The organism is uncultured Xanthomarina sp., assembly GCF_963971605.1.
Lineage (GTDB): Bacteria > Bacteroidota > Bacteroidia > Flavobacteriales > Flavobacteriaceae > Xanthomarina > Xanthomarina gelatinilytica.
Window position 1 is genome coordinate 1 of the sequence record NZ_CAXATZ010000021.1, and the last position, 18,586, is coordinate 18,586.

The 18,586-nt window shown below is 35.9% G+C and carries 18 protein-coding genes; 12 read left to right on the plus strand and 6 right to left on the minus strand.

Annotated elements, in window-relative coordinates:
• Window positions 1-1,584 precede the first annotated feature (1,584 nt).
• The 5 genes from AACY93_RS08965 to AACY93_RS08985 form a co-directional block, all read right to left on the minus strand.
• A complete protein-coding gene (locus AACY93_RS08965) occupies window positions 1,585-1,956 on the minus strand; it encodes a DUF2200 domain-containing protein (protein WP_286854343.1) in 372 nt (123 codons plus the stop codon).
• A gap of 29 nt (window positions 1,957-1,985) precedes the next feature.
• A complete protein-coding gene (locus tag AACY93_RS08970; RefSeq protein WP_286854342.1) occupies window positions 1,986-2,669 on the minus strand; it encodes a hypothetical protein in 684 nt (227 codons plus the stop codon).
• 24 nt (window positions 2,670-2,693) lie between these two features.
• On the minus strand, window positions 2,694-3,047 hold the full coding sequence (locus AACY93_RS08975; protein ID WP_286854341.1) for an SdpI family protein: 354 nt from the start codon (window positions 3,045-3,047) through the stop codon (window positions 2,694-2,696).
• A gap of 493 nt (window positions 3,048-3,540) precedes the next feature.
• The gene (locus AACY93_RS08980) at window positions 3,541-4,122 is read right to left on the minus strand and encodes a hypothetical protein (protein ID WP_286854340.1); all 582 of its coding nucleotides are present in this window, start codon (window positions 4,120-4,122) and stop codon (window positions 3,541-3,543) included.
• A gap of 283 nt (window positions 4,123-4,405) precedes the next feature.
• On the minus strand, window positions 4,406-4,759 hold the full coding sequence (locus AACY93_RS08985) for a 4Fe-4S dicluster domain-containing protein (RefSeq protein ID WP_007651094.1): 354 nt from the start codon (window positions 4,757-4,759) through the stop codon (window positions 4,406-4,408).
• A gap of 169 nt (window positions 4,760-4,928) precedes the next feature.
• Here AACY93_RS08985 and AACY93_RS08990 point away from each other — a divergent pair, with 169 nt between their 5' ends.
• The 9 genes from AACY93_RS08990 to AACY93_RS09030 all read left to right on the plus strand — a co-directional run bounded on the left by AACY93_RS08990 (window position 4,929) and on the right by AACY93_RS09030 (window position 13,120).
• Window positions 4,929-5,987 (plus strand): acyl-CoA reductase, encoded by a 1,059-nt coding sequence (locus tag AACY93_RS08990; RefSeq protein ID WP_339611757.1) that lies wholly within the window; start codon window positions 4,929-4,931, stop codon window positions 5,985-5,987.
• 172 nt (window positions 5,988-6,159) lie between these two features.
• Window positions 6,160-7,224, plus strand: coding sequence for a 3-phosphoserine/phosphohydroxythreonine transaminase (serC, locus tag AACY93_RS08995; RefSeq protein ID WP_286854336.1), 1,065 nt, complete (start codon window positions 6,160-6,162; stop codon window positions 7,222-7,224).
• 89 nt (window positions 7,225-7,313) lie between these two features.
• The gene (locus tag AACY93_RS09000) at window positions 7,314-8,276 is read left to right on the plus strand and encodes a D-2-hydroxyacid dehydrogenase (RefSeq protein WP_287005495.1); all 963 of its coding nucleotides are present in this window, start codon (window positions 7,314-7,316) and stop codon (window positions 8,274-8,276) included.
• Window positions 8,277-8,369: 93 nt separating this feature from the next.
• Window positions 8,370-9,005 carry a DUF937 domain-containing protein gene (locus AACY93_RS09005; RefSeq protein ID WP_287005497.1) on the plus strand — a complete coding sequence of 212 codons (636 nt, stop codon included), beginning with the start codon at window positions 8,370-8,372 and terminating at the stop codon, window positions 9,003-9,005.
• Window positions 9,006-9,241: 236 nt separating this feature from the next.
• Window positions 9,242-9,418: a hypothetical protein gene (locus tag AACY93_RS09010; protein WP_286854333.1), complete on the plus strand. Its 177-nt coding sequence runs from the start codon at window positions 9,242-9,244 to the stop codon at window positions 9,416-9,418.
• A 91-nt stretch (window positions 9,419-9,509) separates the two neighbouring features.
• Window positions 9,510-9,947, plus strand: a complete 438-nt coding sequence (locus AACY93_RS09015; protein ID WP_287005499.1) for a DUF6146 family protein — start codon at window positions 9,510-9,512, stop codon at window positions 9,945-9,947.
• Window positions 9,948-9,975: 28 nt separating this feature from the next.
• Window positions 9,976-10,470: a DUF6787 family protein gene (locus tag AACY93_RS09020; protein WP_287005501.1), complete on the plus strand. Its 495-nt coding sequence runs from the start codon at window positions 9,976-9,978 to the stop codon at window positions 10,468-10,470.
• Entirely contained in the window at window positions 10,470-10,808 is a 339-nt protein-coding gene (locus AACY93_RS09025; protein WP_287005502.1) for a hypothetical protein, read from the plus strand. Before AACY93_RS09020 ends, AACY93_RS09025 begins: the two co-directional genes overlap by 1 nt.
• A gap of 53 nt (window positions 10,809-10,861) precedes the next feature.
• Entirely contained in the window at window positions 10,862-13,120 is a 2,259-nt protein-coding gene (locus AACY93_RS09030) for a TonB-dependent receptor (RefSeq protein ID WP_287005504.1), read from the plus strand.
• Between the two features lie 55 nt (window positions 13,121-13,175).
• Here the strand turns inward: AACY93_RS09030 and AACY93_RS09035 are convergent, their stop codons facing one another.
• Entirely contained in the window at window positions 13,176-13,469 is a 294-nt protein-coding gene (locus AACY93_RS09035; RefSeq protein WP_007651115.1) for a hypothetical protein, read from the minus strand.
• Window positions 13,470-13,708: 239 nt separating this feature from the next.
• Here AACY93_RS09035 and AACY93_RS09040 point away from each other — a divergent pair, with 239 nt between their 5' ends.
• Genes AACY93_RS09040 through AACY93_RS09050 form a run of 3 tightly spaced genes read left to right on the plus strand, consistent with a single transcriptional unit; the run spans window position 13,709 to window position 18,569 of the window.
• A complete protein-coding gene (locus AACY93_RS09040) occupies window positions 13,709-16,141 on the plus strand; it encodes a DUF5916 domain-containing protein (RefSeq protein ID WP_287005506.1) in 2,433 nt (810 codons plus the stop codon).
• A gap of 53 nt (window positions 16,142-16,194) precedes the next feature.
• Window positions 16,195-16,857, plus strand: a complete 663-nt coding sequence (locus AACY93_RS09045; protein WP_287005508.1) for an ABC transporter ATP-binding protein — start codon at window positions 16,195-16,197, stop codon at window positions 16,855-16,857.
• A gap of 44 nt (window positions 16,858-16,901) precedes the next feature.
• Window positions 16,902-18,569, plus strand: a complete 1,668-nt coding sequence (locus AACY93_RS09050; protein ID WP_287005509.1) for a hypothetical protein — start codon at window positions 16,902-16,904, stop codon at window positions 18,567-18,569.
• Window positions 18,570-18,586 lie beyond the last annotated feature (17 nt).

An 18,586-nucleotide genomic window follows, 5' to 3' on the forward strand; every position in this document is an offset into this window, starting at 1 on the left:
TTCGGTTTTTTAGACAGGTGCCCTGCCATGGCCATGCAGGGGGAGCCTGTTTTTTAGTTGTTAGTTTTTGGTTTTTGGTTTTTGGTTTTTGGTTGTTGGTTGTTGGTTGTTGTTAACTGCTTGTTAGCTAGACGAATATAGAATATGGTTTTTAAAATTCCAAGAAAAATATCGATAAAGTGTATTATTTGTTCGATGAAGTGTAGTAAAAATGGGGTGACGTTTTTTGTTTTGCTTGTAATGACTTATTCAAACCCTCCGTCTTATCTCACTGCGTTTCGATAATCCACCTCCCTTCATCTGAAGGGAGGAGCTTTTTGTGAGATTAGCTACGCTGAACCTGAGGGTTTCTTTGCTTTGCTTAGAATGACAGTGGGAAGGTGTTTGTTCTTTTGTCTTGATACAAAAGAAACAAACCTGCCCGAATGCTAAATTAATAATGTGGCAGGCAGGAAATCAAAACTGGTTTTAAGGAAATTACTCCGTTGCTCTTCGTAACGTTCGCTTTTTTCTTGTGGTTATTTAGGAGGGTTTAGTACATTGGGTCCATAACTCCCTTGTTTTGGGATGGTTTATGATATGTTGTGGCTCACTATTTCTGAAAACAGTTGGGCAGGGTTGTGTGGTTTTGGAATTTTATTGAAACAGATGCTTTTTAAGGAAAGTTTAAATTGAGATTTTAAATTATAAAAACAATAACAAAATTTAAATTTATAAAAGGTGTTTGTTCTTTTGTCTTGATACAAAAGAACCAAACCTGCCCGAATGCTAAATTAATAATGTGGCAGGCAAGAAATCAAAACTGTATATTAAGGAAATTACTCCGCTGCTCTTCGTAACTTTCGCTTTTTTCTTAAGGTTATATTGGAGGGTTTAGAACATGTGGCTCATAACTCCCTTGTTTTGGGATGGTTTATGGTGTGTTGTAGCTCACTATTTCTGAAAACAGTTGGGCAGGGTTTTGTGGTTTTGGAATTTTATTGAAACTGATTTGTTTTAAGAAAGTTTAAATTGAGGTTTTATCAAGTTAATAAACTAATTTTAATAACAATAAAAACTCTTCTTTCATTCTCCTTTTCAACTGAAGGGGGGAGCTTTTTGTGAGATTAGCTACGCTGAAGCTTACAGATTCTTCGCTTTGCTCAGAATTACAGGCTTGCCTTAATATGACAGTGGGCAGGGTTTTATTCTTTTGTCTTGATACAAAAGAAACAAACCTGCCCGAATGCTAAATTAATAATGTGGCAGGCAGGAAATCAAAACTGGTTTTTAGGAAATTACTCCGTTGCTCTTCGTAACGTTCGCTTTTTTCTTAAGATTAATTAGGAAGGTTTATAACATGTGGTTCATAACTCCCTTGTTTTGGGATGGTTTATGGTGTGCTGTTGCTCACTATTTCTGAAAACAGTTGGGCAGGTTTATGTGGTTTTGGAATTTTATTGAAACAAACTCCCCTTTTTCATTAACAATCATCTAATATAATTATTAATATATTTATCCTTTTGCAAACATAGGATGACAGGTTGCGTAGAATGACAGTGGGCAGGGTTTTGATGTCTTTAATAAAGGAAGTTGGTTTTGGTGCTATACTGTTCGTAATATTTTTTCCATTTTACGGCCTTTGGCGAGTTCGTCTACCAACTTATCTAAATATCTTACCTGTCTATAAATTTCAAATTCATCATCAATATCTTCAATTCTATAACCACAGATAACTCCTTTAATTAAATGTGCGTTTGGGTGTAATTTTGCTTGTTCAAAGAATGTTTCAAAGCTTGCTTTATTGTGAATAAGTGCTTGGAGACTCTTTTCATCATAACCGGTTAACCATTGAATGACCTGATGAAGTTCTTGTTTTGTCCTCCCTTTTTTTTCGACTTTTGTGACATAATGTGGATAAACGGAGGCAAAGGTCATTGTTGCAATTTGTTTGTTTTTTTCTGCTGTTACTTTCATTGCGTATGGAAGGTTTTGTTGTAAAAATTTTATTGGTTTGTATTGTTAGGCAAGGGAGAGATCATGATGTGGGCTCTGTGCGTTCCTGGGTCCATAAGCCATGGGTGGTTTGGTGCGATGGGTTTTTCTGGCAATCCGGTGGATTTGGCTGTAGCATATGGCACATACACCACATAGCGGTATTGGGCATCTGCCACTTTTGAGGTTTCTGGATCATAAAGCTGATTTGGGCCATAATATATGTGCAAGGTTAATCCTGGTTCCCCCATACTTAGTTTCCCTGAGGCTACCTCTTCTTCCCTAATATCGAATATTTGTGCTGCATTCAATCCTTGTTCTCTTAAATCCCTTCCCCTAGCCATAAATGGTTCGAGGTCTTTGTGGTAACAGGCTGCATTAAAGCCTTCTTTTCTTGGGTCGTCTGCTAGCACAATAAATTCGTTGTCGCCTTCCTTCAGGGTCACAAACTCGCCATCCATATTGTAACCTATTACTTTACAACCGTCCCTACTGGCCTCTGGTGCAGCCATTAATGCTGTTGCTATTAAGGCCTGGTTGGTGTTTATGGCAACAAAAGTGCTGTTGGACTGCTGGGCAGTGCTATCTGTTGGCGTTTCTTCAACAGGGGTTTCTTTGTTGTTTTTGGTTTTATCTGAAGAGTTACAAGAGATCATGATTCCTGCTAATGCCAGTGCTACTATAAGTTGTTTCATTTTTTAGTGTTTTGTGTGTATGTTTTATTTTTCGAATTTTCTTTTTATGGCATTTTCCACACGCAGCAATAAGGCCAATACCGTTAAAGCCAGTAATGTGATGCCCATATACATTGCTACTGCTGTTGCTGGATGGTACCACAACCCCAAAATTCCTATTAAAGACAATAAGGCTCCCAGTTTTATGGATTCCATAGCTGAATAGGTTTGGGCGAAATCCCATCGTTCTTTGTTTTTCATAGAGCTATTTGTACGATAACCATATATGGAGTTTATGTTTTTGGGTGGAAATTTCAACATAACATACCCAGCTAAAATAAAAATAAGCCCAGATACTACTGGAACTAAAAAAAGTGGATTGTTTAAAGGATTGGTCATGAACCGTTTACTTATGTGTGTTTTTGGTTTTTGTTTTGATTACAGCTTTAAAAATACAAACATTTTAAAGCCATAAAACTAGTTTGACATTGTATGTGCTAATATAACAAATTTGTTGGCAAGTGCTGTTGCTTGTATGCTTAAGCTTTAAATTTAGCAATTATTATTGAAACCCAAGGCTGCAAGTTTTACCAAAAAAGGTGTTATGTAAAAGTGACTTTAGTTCTCTTAGCATAAGGCATGGTGGTTTGTTGTGTAAGGTGCTTATTTTGTGATTTACAAGTGAATTTTTTTTGATAGAACCATTAACCTGTTTATATTGAATGATCTCCTATTTAAATTTTCTTTTTTTAAAAGGTTACCGGTTAAATAATTTAAGTAAAGCAGTTGGTTTTATAAAAAAAGCCGGATACTTCCGGCTTTACTAGTTGTTTTTTAAAGACATGTACTATAATGTTTGATTTTCTTTTTATGTATTTTAAAAAAAGGTTCCTTACTCTGGGATATTAAGGGCTTTACAAACTTCTTTATATGATAATTGTTTCCATTGGTTAGCCGTTTTTGCACCTGTTAGTGGAGTGCCACCAGGAATAAGTACATATTTGTATTGCGCATTGATACCTGCACCAGTACCATTTACTTCATCATCGGTTAAGGTTGTGCCATCTGTGCTTTGAATGTTAAAACGGATTTGACCATAATCTGTAAAATGAACGGGTATGAAAGTTCGGATTGTGTTACGTAAAAAATCCTGATAAGGAAGTGTATAAGGCACATTGTCTGTATAGCGGAAAAAACCTAAGACTATGCCTCCATTTTCCAAGAAACTATCGTTAATATTTTCATTTTCAACAAGCATGGTTTTAAAAGTGGTTCCATCTGCAAAGTTCCAATCTTGATCCATCCAGTCGCTGTACATGACATTAGCAGTACCTGGGTCCCCTTGTTCGCCCTGTTCTCCTTGAATTCCCTGTTCACCCTGGATACCTTGTTCTCCATCTTCTACAGAGCATGAGATAATTGCTGTAAAAAGGCATAGACATAATAAAGACTTAATGATGTTTTTTGTTTTCATATTTTTTAGATTTAAAAATGATTATATGTAAATTTTAAATGATTGTGTTTTTTGTTTAATAAATAAAATTTGAAAAGGTTAACAAAAGTAGTAAAATTTGTTTATGCTGAATTTTGGGGATGCTTGAAATATTAAGACATTCCATTTGAATTCCAAAAAAAGAAAACTTAAACCCTATAACCAGACACTGAGTTATTATAAAAGTATTACAAAAAAAACCCCAAGTGTGCCTGTTTACAGAAAGGCTTTCACTTGAGGTTGTTTATAGATTTTTAATTGTGGATTAAGAATCTGGATGCATAAAACGTTGTTTTGCCAACAGTTCTTCTTCGGTTTCCACATGGGCATCGTCTGGAACACAACAGTCCACAGGACATACGGCAGCACATTGTGGCTCGTCGTGAAAACCTTTGCACTCTGTACACTTGTCTGGCACTATGTAGTATATTTCGTCGCTTATAGGTTCCTGGGCCTCATCGGCATCCACTTCCTTACCGTTTGGAAGCACAATTTTTCCGTTTAAACTTGTTCCATCTTTATATCTCCAGTCATCTGCACCTTCATAAATGGCCGTGTTGGGACATTCCGGTTCGCAAGCGCCACAGTTTATACATTCGTCTGTTATAATTATTGCCATAACAATCTTAGTTTTTAATCTTAGGATTTAGGTTATAGTAAAAGATCTTGTTCCATTCTGGTTGAAATTACCTTTACAATCAGATTCAAAACCTTTTATTGCTCATTTGCTTTATGTAAATTTGCAGTTGCAAAAATAACGCCAAAACAATTCATAACCAAACCATATAATGAATTTAGAAGAAAGAATAAAAGCCTTTGCGACTTTAGGGACTTTTTTAGGTCAGTTTTCCAGGGAAAGCTACATTAAAAAAGATTCGGTACCACAAAATGAGCTGTTTTTTGATGGCTTTAAGCACCAGATAAAATTGGCCAAAGAACACAATGGTTGGTTTACCGAAGAACAAGTAGGTTTTGCTTTGGAGAATTGGTCTAAAGCTTTGACATACAATAACATTAAGCAGTTTGCGGATACGTATTGCTTTAAAGATATAAATCCTAAAAAAGTAGCCGTAATCATGGCTGGCAACATTCCCTTGGTAGGGTTTCATGACTTTTTTTGTGTGCTGTTGGTTGGCCACAAGGTTTTGGTAAAACAATCCAGCAACGATAAACATTTGTTGCCGTATCTGGCCATATATTTGGAACAGGTGGCTCCGGGTTTTAAAGGACAGATTGAGTTTACTGAAGAAAAACTTAGGGATTTTGATGCTGTAATAGCCACAGGAAGTGACAATACGGCACGCTATTTTGAGTATTATTTTAAAGGGAAACCGTCCATAATTAGAAAAAACAGGAATTCTGTGGCTGTGTTGACCGGAAATGAAACCGATGCGGAGTTGGAGCGATTATCCCATGATATCTTTAGGTACTATGGTTTGGGTTGTAGAAATGTGTCTAAATTGTTTGTGCCTAAAAATTACGATTTTGACAGTTTTTTTAAGGCCATGTATGCTTGGCATCCCATTATAAACGAAACCAAATACGCCAATAATTACGATTATAACAAAGCCGTGTACCTAATGAGCGAGTTTGATATGCTGGAAAATGGTTTTTTAATGGTAAAGGAAGACAGCAGCTACGCCTCTCCTATTGCCACGGTATTTTATGAACAATATGAAACCCTAGAAGCATTGCAACACAAGCTGGAAACAGATGCCGAAAACATTCAGTGCGTGGTTTCCAAAGGCTTAAATAAGAGTCATTTAGCATTTGGTGAAACACAGCAACCGCAACTTTGGGACTTTGCTGACGGTGTGGATACCATGGATTTTTTGTTGAAAATTTAGTGAAAAAAAACCAGGAATAGCCCCTTATATTTTATAGGAAATTATCACCTTTGTTGTTGAAATGGATGAAGACACTCTTGGTAATTTGATATCCATGGTTTAAAACAGAAACAAATAAATTCCACACTTGTTTTACCTAGGCAGGTTTTGGGAATGTTAAAATACATTTTCTATGAAAAAACATAATTTTAGTGCAGGTCCATGCATCCTACCACAAGAAGTACTTTTAAAAGCATCGGAAGCAGTCATGGATTTCAATAATGATGGTTTATCCTTATTGGAAATTTCCCATAGAAGCAAACCTTTTGTAGATGTCATGGAAAAGGCCAGGTCTTTAGCCTTGGAGCTATTGGGTCTGGAAGGCAAAGGTTATAAAGCCTTGTTTTTGCAAGGTGGTGCCAGCACCCAGTTTTTAATGGTAGCCCTTAACCTATTGGAGAAACGCGCTGGATATTTAAACACAGGTACCTGGAGCGACAAAGCCATTAAGGAAGCCAGGATTTTTGATGATGTGTATGAGGTGGCTTCTTCCAAAAGCGCCAATTACAACTACATCCCAAAAGGATATGAAATCCCTTCGGAGTATGATTATTTTCACTGTACCTCCAACAATACCATTTTTGGCACACAGATGAAATCTTTTCCTTCCTGCGACATTCCTATGGTTTGTGATATGAGCAGTGATATCTTTTCCAGAACCTTAGACTTTACCCAATTTGATTTAATTTATGCAGGAGCCCAAAAAAACATGGGTCCAGCTGGAACCACTCTTGTAGTAGTAAAAGAAGATATTTTAGGAAGAGTATCCAGAAAAATCCCATCCATGATGGATTACAAAGTGCATATAGATAAAGGCAGCATGTTCAATACGCCTCCTGTATTTGCAGTATATGTTTCTATGCTAACCTTGGAATGGTTAAAAAACCTTGGAGGCATTAAAGCCATTGAAAAACAAAACGAAATGAAAGCCAGGGTCATGTATTCTGAATTGGACTTAAATCCCTTGTTTAAAGGATATGCCGTAAAAGAAGACCGATCGCTTATGAACGCCACATTTAATCTAACGAATGACAATTTAAAAGAAACCTTTGAAACCATGCTAAAAGAAGCAGGTATCAGTGGTTTAAATGGTCATAGAAGTGTTGGTGGCTATAGAGCTTCCATGTACAATGCCTTACCTCTGGAAAGCGTTAAAGCTTTGGTGGAAGTTATGAGCGAACTGGAAACAAAAGCATAGCTGTTATTGCAGGCAGTTTTTCATATTATAATTAAAAAAACAAAAAAAGTTTCCCTAATAATAAAAGGGAATGAAACATCAATTTTTCAATGAAAGTATTAGCAAACGACGGAATTTCAAAAAGTGGAATTGAAGCCTTGGAACAAGAAGGTTTTGAAGTGTTAACCACAACCGTAGCACAAGAACAGTTGGTAAATTACATCAATAACAACAACATAGCCGTATTGTTGGTAAGAAGTGCCACCAAGGTACGTAAAGACATTATAGATGGCTGTCCGAGCCTTAAGATTATAGGTCGTGGTGGTGTTGGTATGGACAATATAGACGTGGAGTATGCCAGAAACAAAGGCATACACGTAATAAACACTCCTTCGGCTTCTTCACATTCGGTTGCCGAATTGGTATTTGCCCATTTGTTTGGAGGGGTTCGGTTTTTGCACGATTCCAACCGAAACATGCCTTTGGATGGTGACACCCAGTTTAAATCCCTAAAAAAGAATTATGCGCATGGCGTGGAGCTAAAAGGTAAAACCTTAGGGATTATTGGTTTTGGACGTATTGGGAAAGAAGTGGCAAAAATTGCTTTGGGAATTGGCATGAAAGTGATTGCCAGCGACAAATATGTTGGCAAGTCGAATATTAAGGTGGAGTTTTATAACGGACAGTTTATTAATGTGGAAATTGAAACTGAGCCAACCAAAGAAATATTGAAACATGCCGATTTTGTGACCTTACATGTACCAGCGCAAGATGATTATGTGATAGGAGAAAAGCAATTGGAGATCATGAAAGATGGTGTTGGTATTATAAATGCAGCACGAGGAGGTGTTATAGATGAAGTGGCCCTTGTTAAAGCCTTGGAAAGTGGCAAAGTGGCCTTTGCTGGTTTGGACACCTTTGAAGAAGAGCCTACGCCAGCCATACAAGTATTGATGAACGGTAGAATTTCTTTAACACCACACATTGGTGCTGCCACAAACGAAGCCCAAGACAGAATTGGTACCGAATTGGCAACTCAGATTATCAGCCTGTTAAAGACAGAAAATGCATGATCCTGTTAACAAAAAATCCATAAAAAGCCTATAAGTTTTATTTTTCTTTTAGGCTTTTTTGTATTTTAACCCTTCAATTAAAACCAAATTAAAATGGCAGGAATTTTAGATTTATTACAAAGTGATATGGGTAAAACCATTATTAATGGTGTGGCTGGACAAACCAATCAACCAGAAAGCAAAACCAACGATGTCTTGACCATGGCACTCCCGGTATTAATGCAAGCCATGAAACGCAACGCTACTTCCCAACAAGGTGCAGAAGGGTTGCTAAATGCACTAAACAGCAAACATGATGGCAGTATTTTGGACAACCTTAACGGACTTTTTGAAGGTGGTGTGGATGCCCATGTTATGGACGATGGAAGCAATATTTTAAAACACGTACTAGGCAACAAACAACAGCATGTGGAAAACGCCATAGGCGCCCGTGCAGGTATGGACTCCAGCGCTGTGGCCAACATTCTTAAAGTGGCTGCGCCTTTGCTAATGGGTATGCTGGGAAAACAAACCAGAGAAAAACAAGTGAACAGCGCTTCTGGTATTGAAGATTTACTAGGAGGCTTATTGAGCAGTAACTCCCCTAAAAATGAACAGAGCTTTCTGGAATCTATTTTAGATGCCGATGGCGATGGAAGTGTGGTAGACGATGTTGCAGGTATGGTTTTAGGAGGAAGTAAAAAGAAAGGTGGTCTTGGAGGCTTGCTTGGTGGACTTTTTGGGAAATAATTAAACTAATCCACGATAGGAAAGTCAAACGGAAGTTTGGCTTTTTTTGTTTTAAATAATGATTTAAAAGAAAGCTTGTTACATCGCTTTTAATAAAACTGAGCTTAAAAGCAAATATACTTGAGAATAAACACCATATTCATGCTCTTTTTATCATTAAATGCAAACCTTTTATGTTTTGGGCACATACATAAAAATATACTTATTTAATTTTAGGGGAATAAAAATACTAAATCATGGAAGCAGACAGAGAAAACCCAAAAACCGAACACGAAAAAACCTTATACCAAAACACAACAGATGAGAAAGGGGCTCAAAAAAAAGAGCACTACAACCAATATGGCAAACAAGATTATCAACCTATAGAAAGGTCTAGTAACAACCTAACGGAAACAGATACAGAAGACCAATAATCCATGTCAGCATTTAGGCGAATGTTAAAGCCTTTCAAAATCAAGGAAGTAAGGCATGATTTTTGTATCTTTAAGTATAAAATACAGCGCTATGAAATCTTTACTTTCACTTTTAATTTTCTGTGGCTTTTTGTACAGTTGCAAGTCTGCGCAATCCATGGAAACCCCTTCCAACAAAGAAGAAGTTGCTATTGCCGCCAATGATACAGTGAGCATAGCAAACAACGACTTGGAATACGAAATACTTATTATTGAACCCGGATTTAATTTATGGCTGGAAACACGTGCAAGACCTAGAGGATATTATGAGCAAGACTTTATGGAAACCAGAAACAAACAATATGTTGCTGCCTGGAATGAACGTGCCCAACAACCCTTAAGGTATCCATCTGGACTTTACGACTCACTAATTTATTACGATCCAACAGTAGATTATGGCTATGAAGTAAATTACAAATTGTATAACTATTTTATATACTTTCAGTTAACTTATAAACAACAATTAACTTCATATATTCCTAGAATTTAAAGTATCTTTGCAGCTTTAAAAGTCTGCCATGGAAACTTTCAAAAAAAACTGGGACATACAACAAAACTGGCAACTGATTTTTCCCCTATTGGGACTTGTTGGGTTGCTTTACAGTTCTTTTAAACTTGCCAATGCACTTATAAAAGACATGCATATCCTTATAGTTTTAGCACTTACTGCCATCCTTTTTTTTGTTTTATTGAAGTTCACCCTTTTTTTGTTTAAAAAGTTGGAAAAAAAATGGGATGTTAATTACAAATGGGAACTGATTCGGATTTTTATAGTTTTTGCCATTACTGGAACTTCTTCCCTGTTTGTAGGCAAACCCATTATTAAATTGTTGGGAATTACTAAAGAAAACTTAAATATTGTGGTTTATTGGGTTTTATATATTATTATTGGACTCATTTTTTACCAAATACTCTTGTTGTGTATTGGTTGGCTGTTTGGTCAGTTTAAATTCTTTTGGGAATTTGAAAAGAAAATGCTTCGTAGAATGGGTTTTAAACGATTTTTAGATTAGTGCTGCACTTAAAACAACATATCCTTTTTAGAGTTTTCTCTTTAGTCTTGGTACTGACTGTGTTGGCGCCTTCGGTAGATAAATTACTGCATGCTTTTGATCATTCAACACACAAGCATGAAGTATGTCTGGGAGAAAAACAAGCTCATTTGCACACTTTGGACCTAGACTGTGAATTTCATAAGTTTCAAATAAATACAGCTTTTACGGTTCCAACAAATCAATTTGAACTGCTGGAACAACAAGAAAACCAACAGGTTATACTGTCGCAATATCACTTTATCAGTGATTTTCAAAAACTCCATTTTTCCCTTCGTGGTCCTCCAGTTACTAGTTAATATCCTTCTTAAGCCTGAACTGTTCAGCATTTATTAACTATTAAATTTTTTACATGAAAACAATTTTATACCTATTGTTTTTTGTGAGTATTCCTGTAATACAAGCTCAAAACAGCATACAAGGCTCTCTAACGGACAGCCAAACCAACGAACCCATTGCCTTTGCCAGTATTTATATCCCACAATTGGAAAAAGGAACCATAACCAACGAACAAGGGACATTTACATTGCATAATTTGCCTACAGGACATTACAAAATAGTATGTTCTATAATTGGCTACGAAACCTATTCCAATACCATTTCCATTCCAGCAACAGAGAGTTTGGATATTTCACTATCGGCTTCAGCCATAGAGATGGAAGAGATTATCATTTCAACACCATTCCATAAACTTCAAAGTGAAAACGTAATGAAAGTGGAACAGGAAAAAATGTCTGACTTAAAAGCCAAAGGAGCCGTAACACTTGCGGAAGGGATTACAAACATTGCAGGAGTTGAAAGTATTAGTACTGGATTAAGTATAGGAAAACCCGTGATTAGAGGGCTAAGCTCCAACAGGGTTTTGGTTTATACACAAGGTGTCAGGCTGGAAAACCAGCAATTTGGTGACGAACACGGATTGGGCTTGAACAGTTCTGGCGTGGAAAGTGTGGAAGTAATAAAGGGACCTGCTTCCCTACTCTATGGTAGCGATGCCCTTGGAGGCGTTCTTTACATTAATCCTGAAAAATTTGCTCAAGCAAATACCAACGAAGCCGACCTGGAAGCCACTTATTTTGGAAACACTTTGGGTTATTCTGGCAATGTTGGTTACAAAGAATCCAGCGACAAGTGGAAGTTTCTTATCAGAGGAAGTGTTACGGAACATTCCGATTATGATACAGAGGACTATAGAGTAACCAATTCGCGCTTTAAGGAGCAAGATTTTAAATCTGGTATTGGGTACCAAAGCACACAGTTTAAAACGGAATTCCGTTACAATATGAACCATTCCAAATTAGGGATTCCAGAAACTATTGGAGCGCAGAACACAAACAAAACACCAGAATTACCATATCAAGATATCACAAACCACGTGTTTAGTTCCAAATCCAATATCTATTTTGACAAGTCCAATTTGGAAGTTAATTTAGGTTATATCTATAACGATAGAAAAGAATTTGAAGAACATCATCATCATGGTGAAGAAGATCATGACCATGAAGAAGATCATGACCATGAAGAAGATCATGACCATGAAGAAGACCATGACCATGAAGACGCTTTGGAAGCTGCGCTTCATATGAAGTTGAAAACCTTTAATTATGACCTGAAATACCATTTACCTGTTTATGGTAAATTTGAAACCATAGTTGGCACACAAGGCATGAACCAAGTAAATACCAATTACGGAGAAGAGCAGTTAATACCTGATGCCACCACAAACGACTTTGGTCTTTTTGTTATGTCTCACATCCATTTTGAAAATGCAGACATACAAATTGGAGCCAGATTTGATAACCGAAACATACAAGTGGTAAATGGTTTCACAAAAGATTTTAGCAGTTTCAATGGGGCTTTGGGAGTTAAAACAAAACTGTTTGACAAAATTACTGCCAGATTAAATTTAGCTTCCGGCTTTAGGGCTCCCAATTTAGCAGAATTAACATCTTACGGAACCCACGAAGGTACCAATAGATTTGAAATTGGTGATGAAAACCTAAACAATGAACAAAATTTTCAAACAGATGTTTCATTGGAATTTAAAAACGAACATGTTGAGTTTTATGTAAATGGCTTTTACAATTTGGTTAACGATTACATTTTTCTTCAACCAGATGGCACTTTTATAGATGGCACACCTGTGTACAGTTATGTTCAAGAAGATGCTAGTTTATATGGTGGTGAAATTGGTTTTCATTTCCATCCACATCCACTGGATTGGCTGCATGTGGAGAGTAGTTTTGAAACCGTAACAGGTAAACAAACAAATGACACTTACCTACCCTTGATTCCCGCCAATACGCTAAACAATACTTTACGCGTGGAACTGGACAGTAAATGGATGGAGCAGCTTTATGGTTTTGTAAAGCTTCAATCCACCTTTGCTCAAAATCATGTTAGCCTAAATGAAACCAAAACAGATGGATACAATTTGTTGAGCGCTGGTTTTGGTGCTACACTTCCAGTGTTAAATAACAATTTATCCATTGCTGTTTCTGGAAGCAATTTAACAAACAAGCAGTACATTAATCATTTATCAAGATTAAAATCAGAAGGTATTTACAATATGGGAAGAAATATAAGTGTGAGCTTAACCTATAACTTGTAATACTTTAATAAATTAAACCTTAAAGCCTCTTTAACTTTAAATAAAGGGGCTTTTTTTATTTTTCTATTTCGATGGTTGTTTTAGGTTTTTGTTTAGAGAACACATAGGTATAGAGCCACATCATGGTAAATGAAGGTATAAAATCTATCATTGGCAAGGCCTCTTCAATAAAACTTACAACGGCAGCTATCCTTCCTTTTTTACCAGGATACAATTTGGTCATTAAATATGCCGATAAAGGAGCCCAGATAAAATCGAATGGAGGAAACACATAAGAGACATATCCTAAGAGATCAAAAAAGATGCCTATTATTAAAGTTTTGGTTTTTGAATTTTTTTCGAAAGTCATATAATATATTAATTCATAGCATACTAACAAATAATGTTCCAAACTGAAAGTATAAAAAAAAACTGACATATTAGGACACCATTTCAAACAGGATCATCCTAAAAATAGCACTTTAACGTCTTTTTTAACTTTTAGTTAGCATAGTTTTTAATGGGACACGCTTAGATTTGTCGGTAAAAGTGTAACAAAGTGTCATTTTTATTGTCTTTTAACCAACACCAATCCATAATCATATTATAATGAAATTTGTTTCATTTATACTATTCATTCTATTTTTCAATCTTACCATACATGCTCAAGATAAAAAATCGCTTAACATACAAAGGGCAAGCATAGCACCAAAAATTGATGGTGAATTAAACGATCCGGCTTGGCAAGATGCTGAATTGGCTGAGAATTTCATTCAATTTAGACCAGATGTAGGCGTTTTGGAAAATGAAACTCAAAAGACTGTTGTTCATGTGACTTATGATAACGAAGCCATTTATTTTGGCGCGTATCTGTACGACAATCCAGATAAAATCATGAAACAGTTTCAAAGTCGGGACAATTTTGGTATTAACGATTTTTTTGCTGTGGTATTGAACCCCAATAACGATTCTCAAAACGATACAGAATTTTTTGTCTTTCCTACAGGCAATCAGGCAGATGCCATCCTATCCCCAAACATAGGAGAAGATTTTGGCTGGGACGCAGTTTGGGAAAGTGCCGTGAAAATAGTGCATGATGGTTGGATTGTTGAAATGAAAATCCCTTATTCTGCCCTAAGGTTCTCCAACAAAAAAGAACATGTTTGGGGATTGCAGTTCCATAGGCATTTTAAAACCGATAGATCGCAATACAGTTGGAACCCCATCAACCCAGAAGTTGGCAGTACCAGTTTGTACCACGGCGAAATTATTGGAATTAAAGACATTGAACCTCCTGTAAGACTCATGTTATACCCTTATGCTTCAACCGTTATTAGTAAAAAAGGTGATGAAGATATTACCGATGAATACCATATGGGAATGGACTTGAAATATGGTATTACAGAGAATTTTACATTGGACGCCACACTTATTCCAGATTTTAGCCAAGTAGGTTACGACGATGTAGAGTTGAACTTGGGTCCTTTTGAACAACAATTCTCTGAACAAAGACAGTTCTTTACCGAGGGAGTTGACTTATTTACCAAAGGCAATTTGTTTTATTCCAGACGTGTTGGTAATGCTCCCACAGGCAATCCAACTTTGGAAACCAATGAAATAATTCCTGATTATCCAGACAAAGTAAAAACATTAAATGCTTTTAAAGTGTCTGGAAGGGCCAAAAATGGTTTGGGAATTGGGCTTTTTAATGCCATAACACAAAAAACCTATACAACCGTTAAGGATACGGTTACCAATGGTTCCAGGGAAGTCCTGGTGGAACCTTTGACCAATTACAATATTTTTGTGGTAGACCAACAGTTCAACGGGAACTCATCTGTAAGTTTAATCAATACCAATGTGACACGTAATGGCCATTTTCGCGATGCCAATGTTACGGCAGCACTCTTGGATTTTGCCAATAAGAAAAACACACTTGGTATAGATGCTGCCGTAAAACACAGTTATTTAAATTTGGAAGATGACAACCAAAGTGGTTTTAACACCCAATTTGAAATTGGAAAAATAAGTGGTAACTACCAATATAGCATAGGACACGAACTTGCTGACAAAAATTACGATATCAACGATTTAGGAATAAACTTTAGAAACAATTACAGCATTTTCAGTGCCGATTTTTCCTATAGGATTTTTGAGCCAGTTGGCAATCTAATGAATTTTAGTTATAATTTTTGGGCAAATTACAACATGTTATACAGCCCAAGTACCTATACAGGTAAAAACATTGGAGGAAGCATCTCTTTTCAGGAAAAAAGTATTTTGGGTTATGGCGGACGTTTTAATTATGAAATGGGTAAACAATACGATTATTTTGAAGCCAGAACCGAAGGCCGTTACTTTATTTATGAAAATTGGGTCGATGCCAGTGCCTGGATTTCTTCCAACTACAATAAAAAGTATGCCTATGATGCCAATATAGGTTTTGGGACCATGTTTGAGGAAGGACGCGACATGTTCAATTTTGATTTTGGTATAAGCCCAAGAGCAAGATTTAATGATAGATTTACTTTAATTTACAGTTTGGACTTCAGCAATTCCAATGGTGGTAGAGGTTATATACAAAATATTGGTGACGATATTGTATTTGGACAACGTGACAGAACAACCTTGGTAAATACCATTACCGGAAATTATAACTTTAATGTGTTTCATGCCCTATCTTTATCCTTTAGAAATTATTGGAGTGTGGTAACTTATGAAAATCAACTGTATACTTTGGAAGACAATGGACGTTTAAGTACAGATGATGGTTACACCTTGGACGATGTAAACAATCCAGACGTGAATTTCAACACTTGGAATTTGGATTTTGGTTATTCATGGCAATTTGCTCCAGGAAGCATGCTTACAGCCTTATACAGAAATAGCTTGTTCGATTTTTCAAATGCTTCCAGAGACACGTATTTTAATAGTGTGGGAAATCTTTTTAAACAGCCTATTGATCACAATTTTTCAATAAGAGTGGTTTATTTTATAGATTACAACCATGTTAAAAACATTTTTAACAAGAAACACAGCTGATCATTGTACAGAACAAGCTATTGTATTAAATTCACCTCAACATTACGTTAAATATGATTCAAGCAAAAAATATCCATAAATACTTTAACGATTTACACGTTTTAAAGGGTGTGGATTTAAATATTAAAAAAGGTGAAATAGTCTCCATAGTTGGTGCTTCAGGTGCTGGAAAAACAACCTTGTTACAAATTTTGGGTACTTTGGACAAGCCTGAAATGAAAGACACTTACCAATTTGTAATCAACAACACAAACATCGGTTCCTTAAATGATAAAGCGTTGGCCAAATTCAGAAATGAACATCTTGGGTTTATTTTTCAGTTTCATCAATTATTACCGGAATTTACGGCTTTGGAAAATGTTTGTATTCCTGCGTACATAAAAAAAACCAAGAAACCTGAAGCAGAAACCCGAGCCAAAGAACTGTTGGATTTCTTGGGATTGAAAAATAGATACCATCACAAACCTAACGAACTCTCTGGTGGCGAGCAACAACGTGTTGCTGTAGCCAGGGCTTTAATAAACAATCCGGAACTAATTTTTGCCGATGAACCTTCTGGAAACCTAGATAGTGAATCGGCTGAAAATCTACACCAACTATTTTTTAAACTTCGAGATGAATTTGGGCAAACCTTTGTTATTGTTACGCATAACCAAGAATTGGCAGATATGGCAGATAGAAAACTTACCATGGTTGATGGAAAAATTATATATTAGGGGTTGTAACTAAAAACATTAGACAAAACCAACCGTAATATTTCATGTTATTAATCCTTCTTTCTTGGGTCCTTATTTTAACCTTTGCGATAGTGGTTGGAGTTAGTGTCAATCGGTTATTGAAATTGCAAGAAGTCAATCCCGTTTTGGTTATTTTTCATGGATTCTTTACCTTAACATTATTGGCTGGTTGTTGGGCCATATTTGCAGCCATAGATTGGAAGTTCTTTATCTTTCTATTGATTGTTTTAGTTTGTTTTATTTTTACAAACCATTCATTAATAATCAATTACTTAACTTTATTTAAACAGGAATTTCAAAAAACATCCAATTTTGTTAAAATTATATTAGCCGTAATTTTGGTATTGATTTTAGCACAATCTGCTTCAGCTCCATCCTTATTGGACAACGAATCGTATTACATACAAACCATCGCGTGGTTGAATGAGTTTGGGTTGGTAAATGGCCTTATAAACCTACATCTCTTTTTAGGACAAAATAGTGGTTGGCATATACTACAAAGTGCTTTTAATTTTATTTTTATATATGATCGTTTTAACGATTTAAACGGACTGTGTCTCTTGCTTGCAAATTATTATGCACTTATAAAATTGAACCATTATTTTAAATTTAAAAACAATCCTTTGGATTTGGCAATAGGCCTCTTCCCTATTTTTAATGTCTTTTTGTTTCAGTTTGTTAGTTCTCCTTCACCCGATTTAGCTGTCTATATTATTTCATTATTTCTTTTTTATGGATTTTTAATGAATTACCATGCCTGTAGTAAAAATGGTTTGATATCTTTGGTCATGCTCACTTCTTTTTTGATTCTCATTAAAGTAACAAGTATAGTTTTTGTACTTTTTCCAATGGTAATTTACATAAAACACTATAACCATGTAAAACAATATTCGTTCTTGGTTTGGCTTGTTGCGTTGGCAACTTTAAGCCTTATTGTTACGAAAAACATTTTAATAACCGGAAATGCCATCTATCCAATGGTTGGAATAGGATCTTTAAAAGCCAGTTGGAGTTTGCCGGTACATATTGAGACCTATTTTTATAAGTATGCCAAAGCTTATGGCTATGCTGTAACTCCAGAAGTGTATAGCAATAGCACCTATTTAGATTTAATTAAAACATGGATGTTTCAAACTGGAATGGATGGTGTGTTCAATAAAATCATGATCCTGGTTTTATGCTTGTTTATTATTTTCATAAAGAAATTTAAGAACAATAAAGCCATTCTATTTATTTATGGCATTGCCTTATTGCAACTTGTTGTGTTATTTATAACCTCACCTCAATTTAGGTTTTACATGCCTTTTGTATTTATACTCTCTCTTTTATTGATATCTAAAATCATCACCTCTGAAAGCTTGGCAAAACGTTTTTTAGTGCTTAGTGTTTTAGCCGTTTTGGTTCCATTGGTTTTTAATATCCCAAACCTGAAAACAAGTACTTTTTCCACAAGTTATTTGATTGAGCCACATGGAAATAGTCGGTTTGCTAAAGATTACCAAACCATAAACCTTGGAAACACGCACATTAACACACCAAAGAACATCAATTTTTTCTGGGGAACCGGAAACACACCTCTACCTGCTTTAAACGCTCAACAATTGGAGTATTTTAAAACGAACTTTAAAGTGATCCCTCAGCAAAGAACTGAAGATTTGAAAGATGGTTTTTATTTTAAAACAAAGCATTAAAAAAAATTAAGACCTGT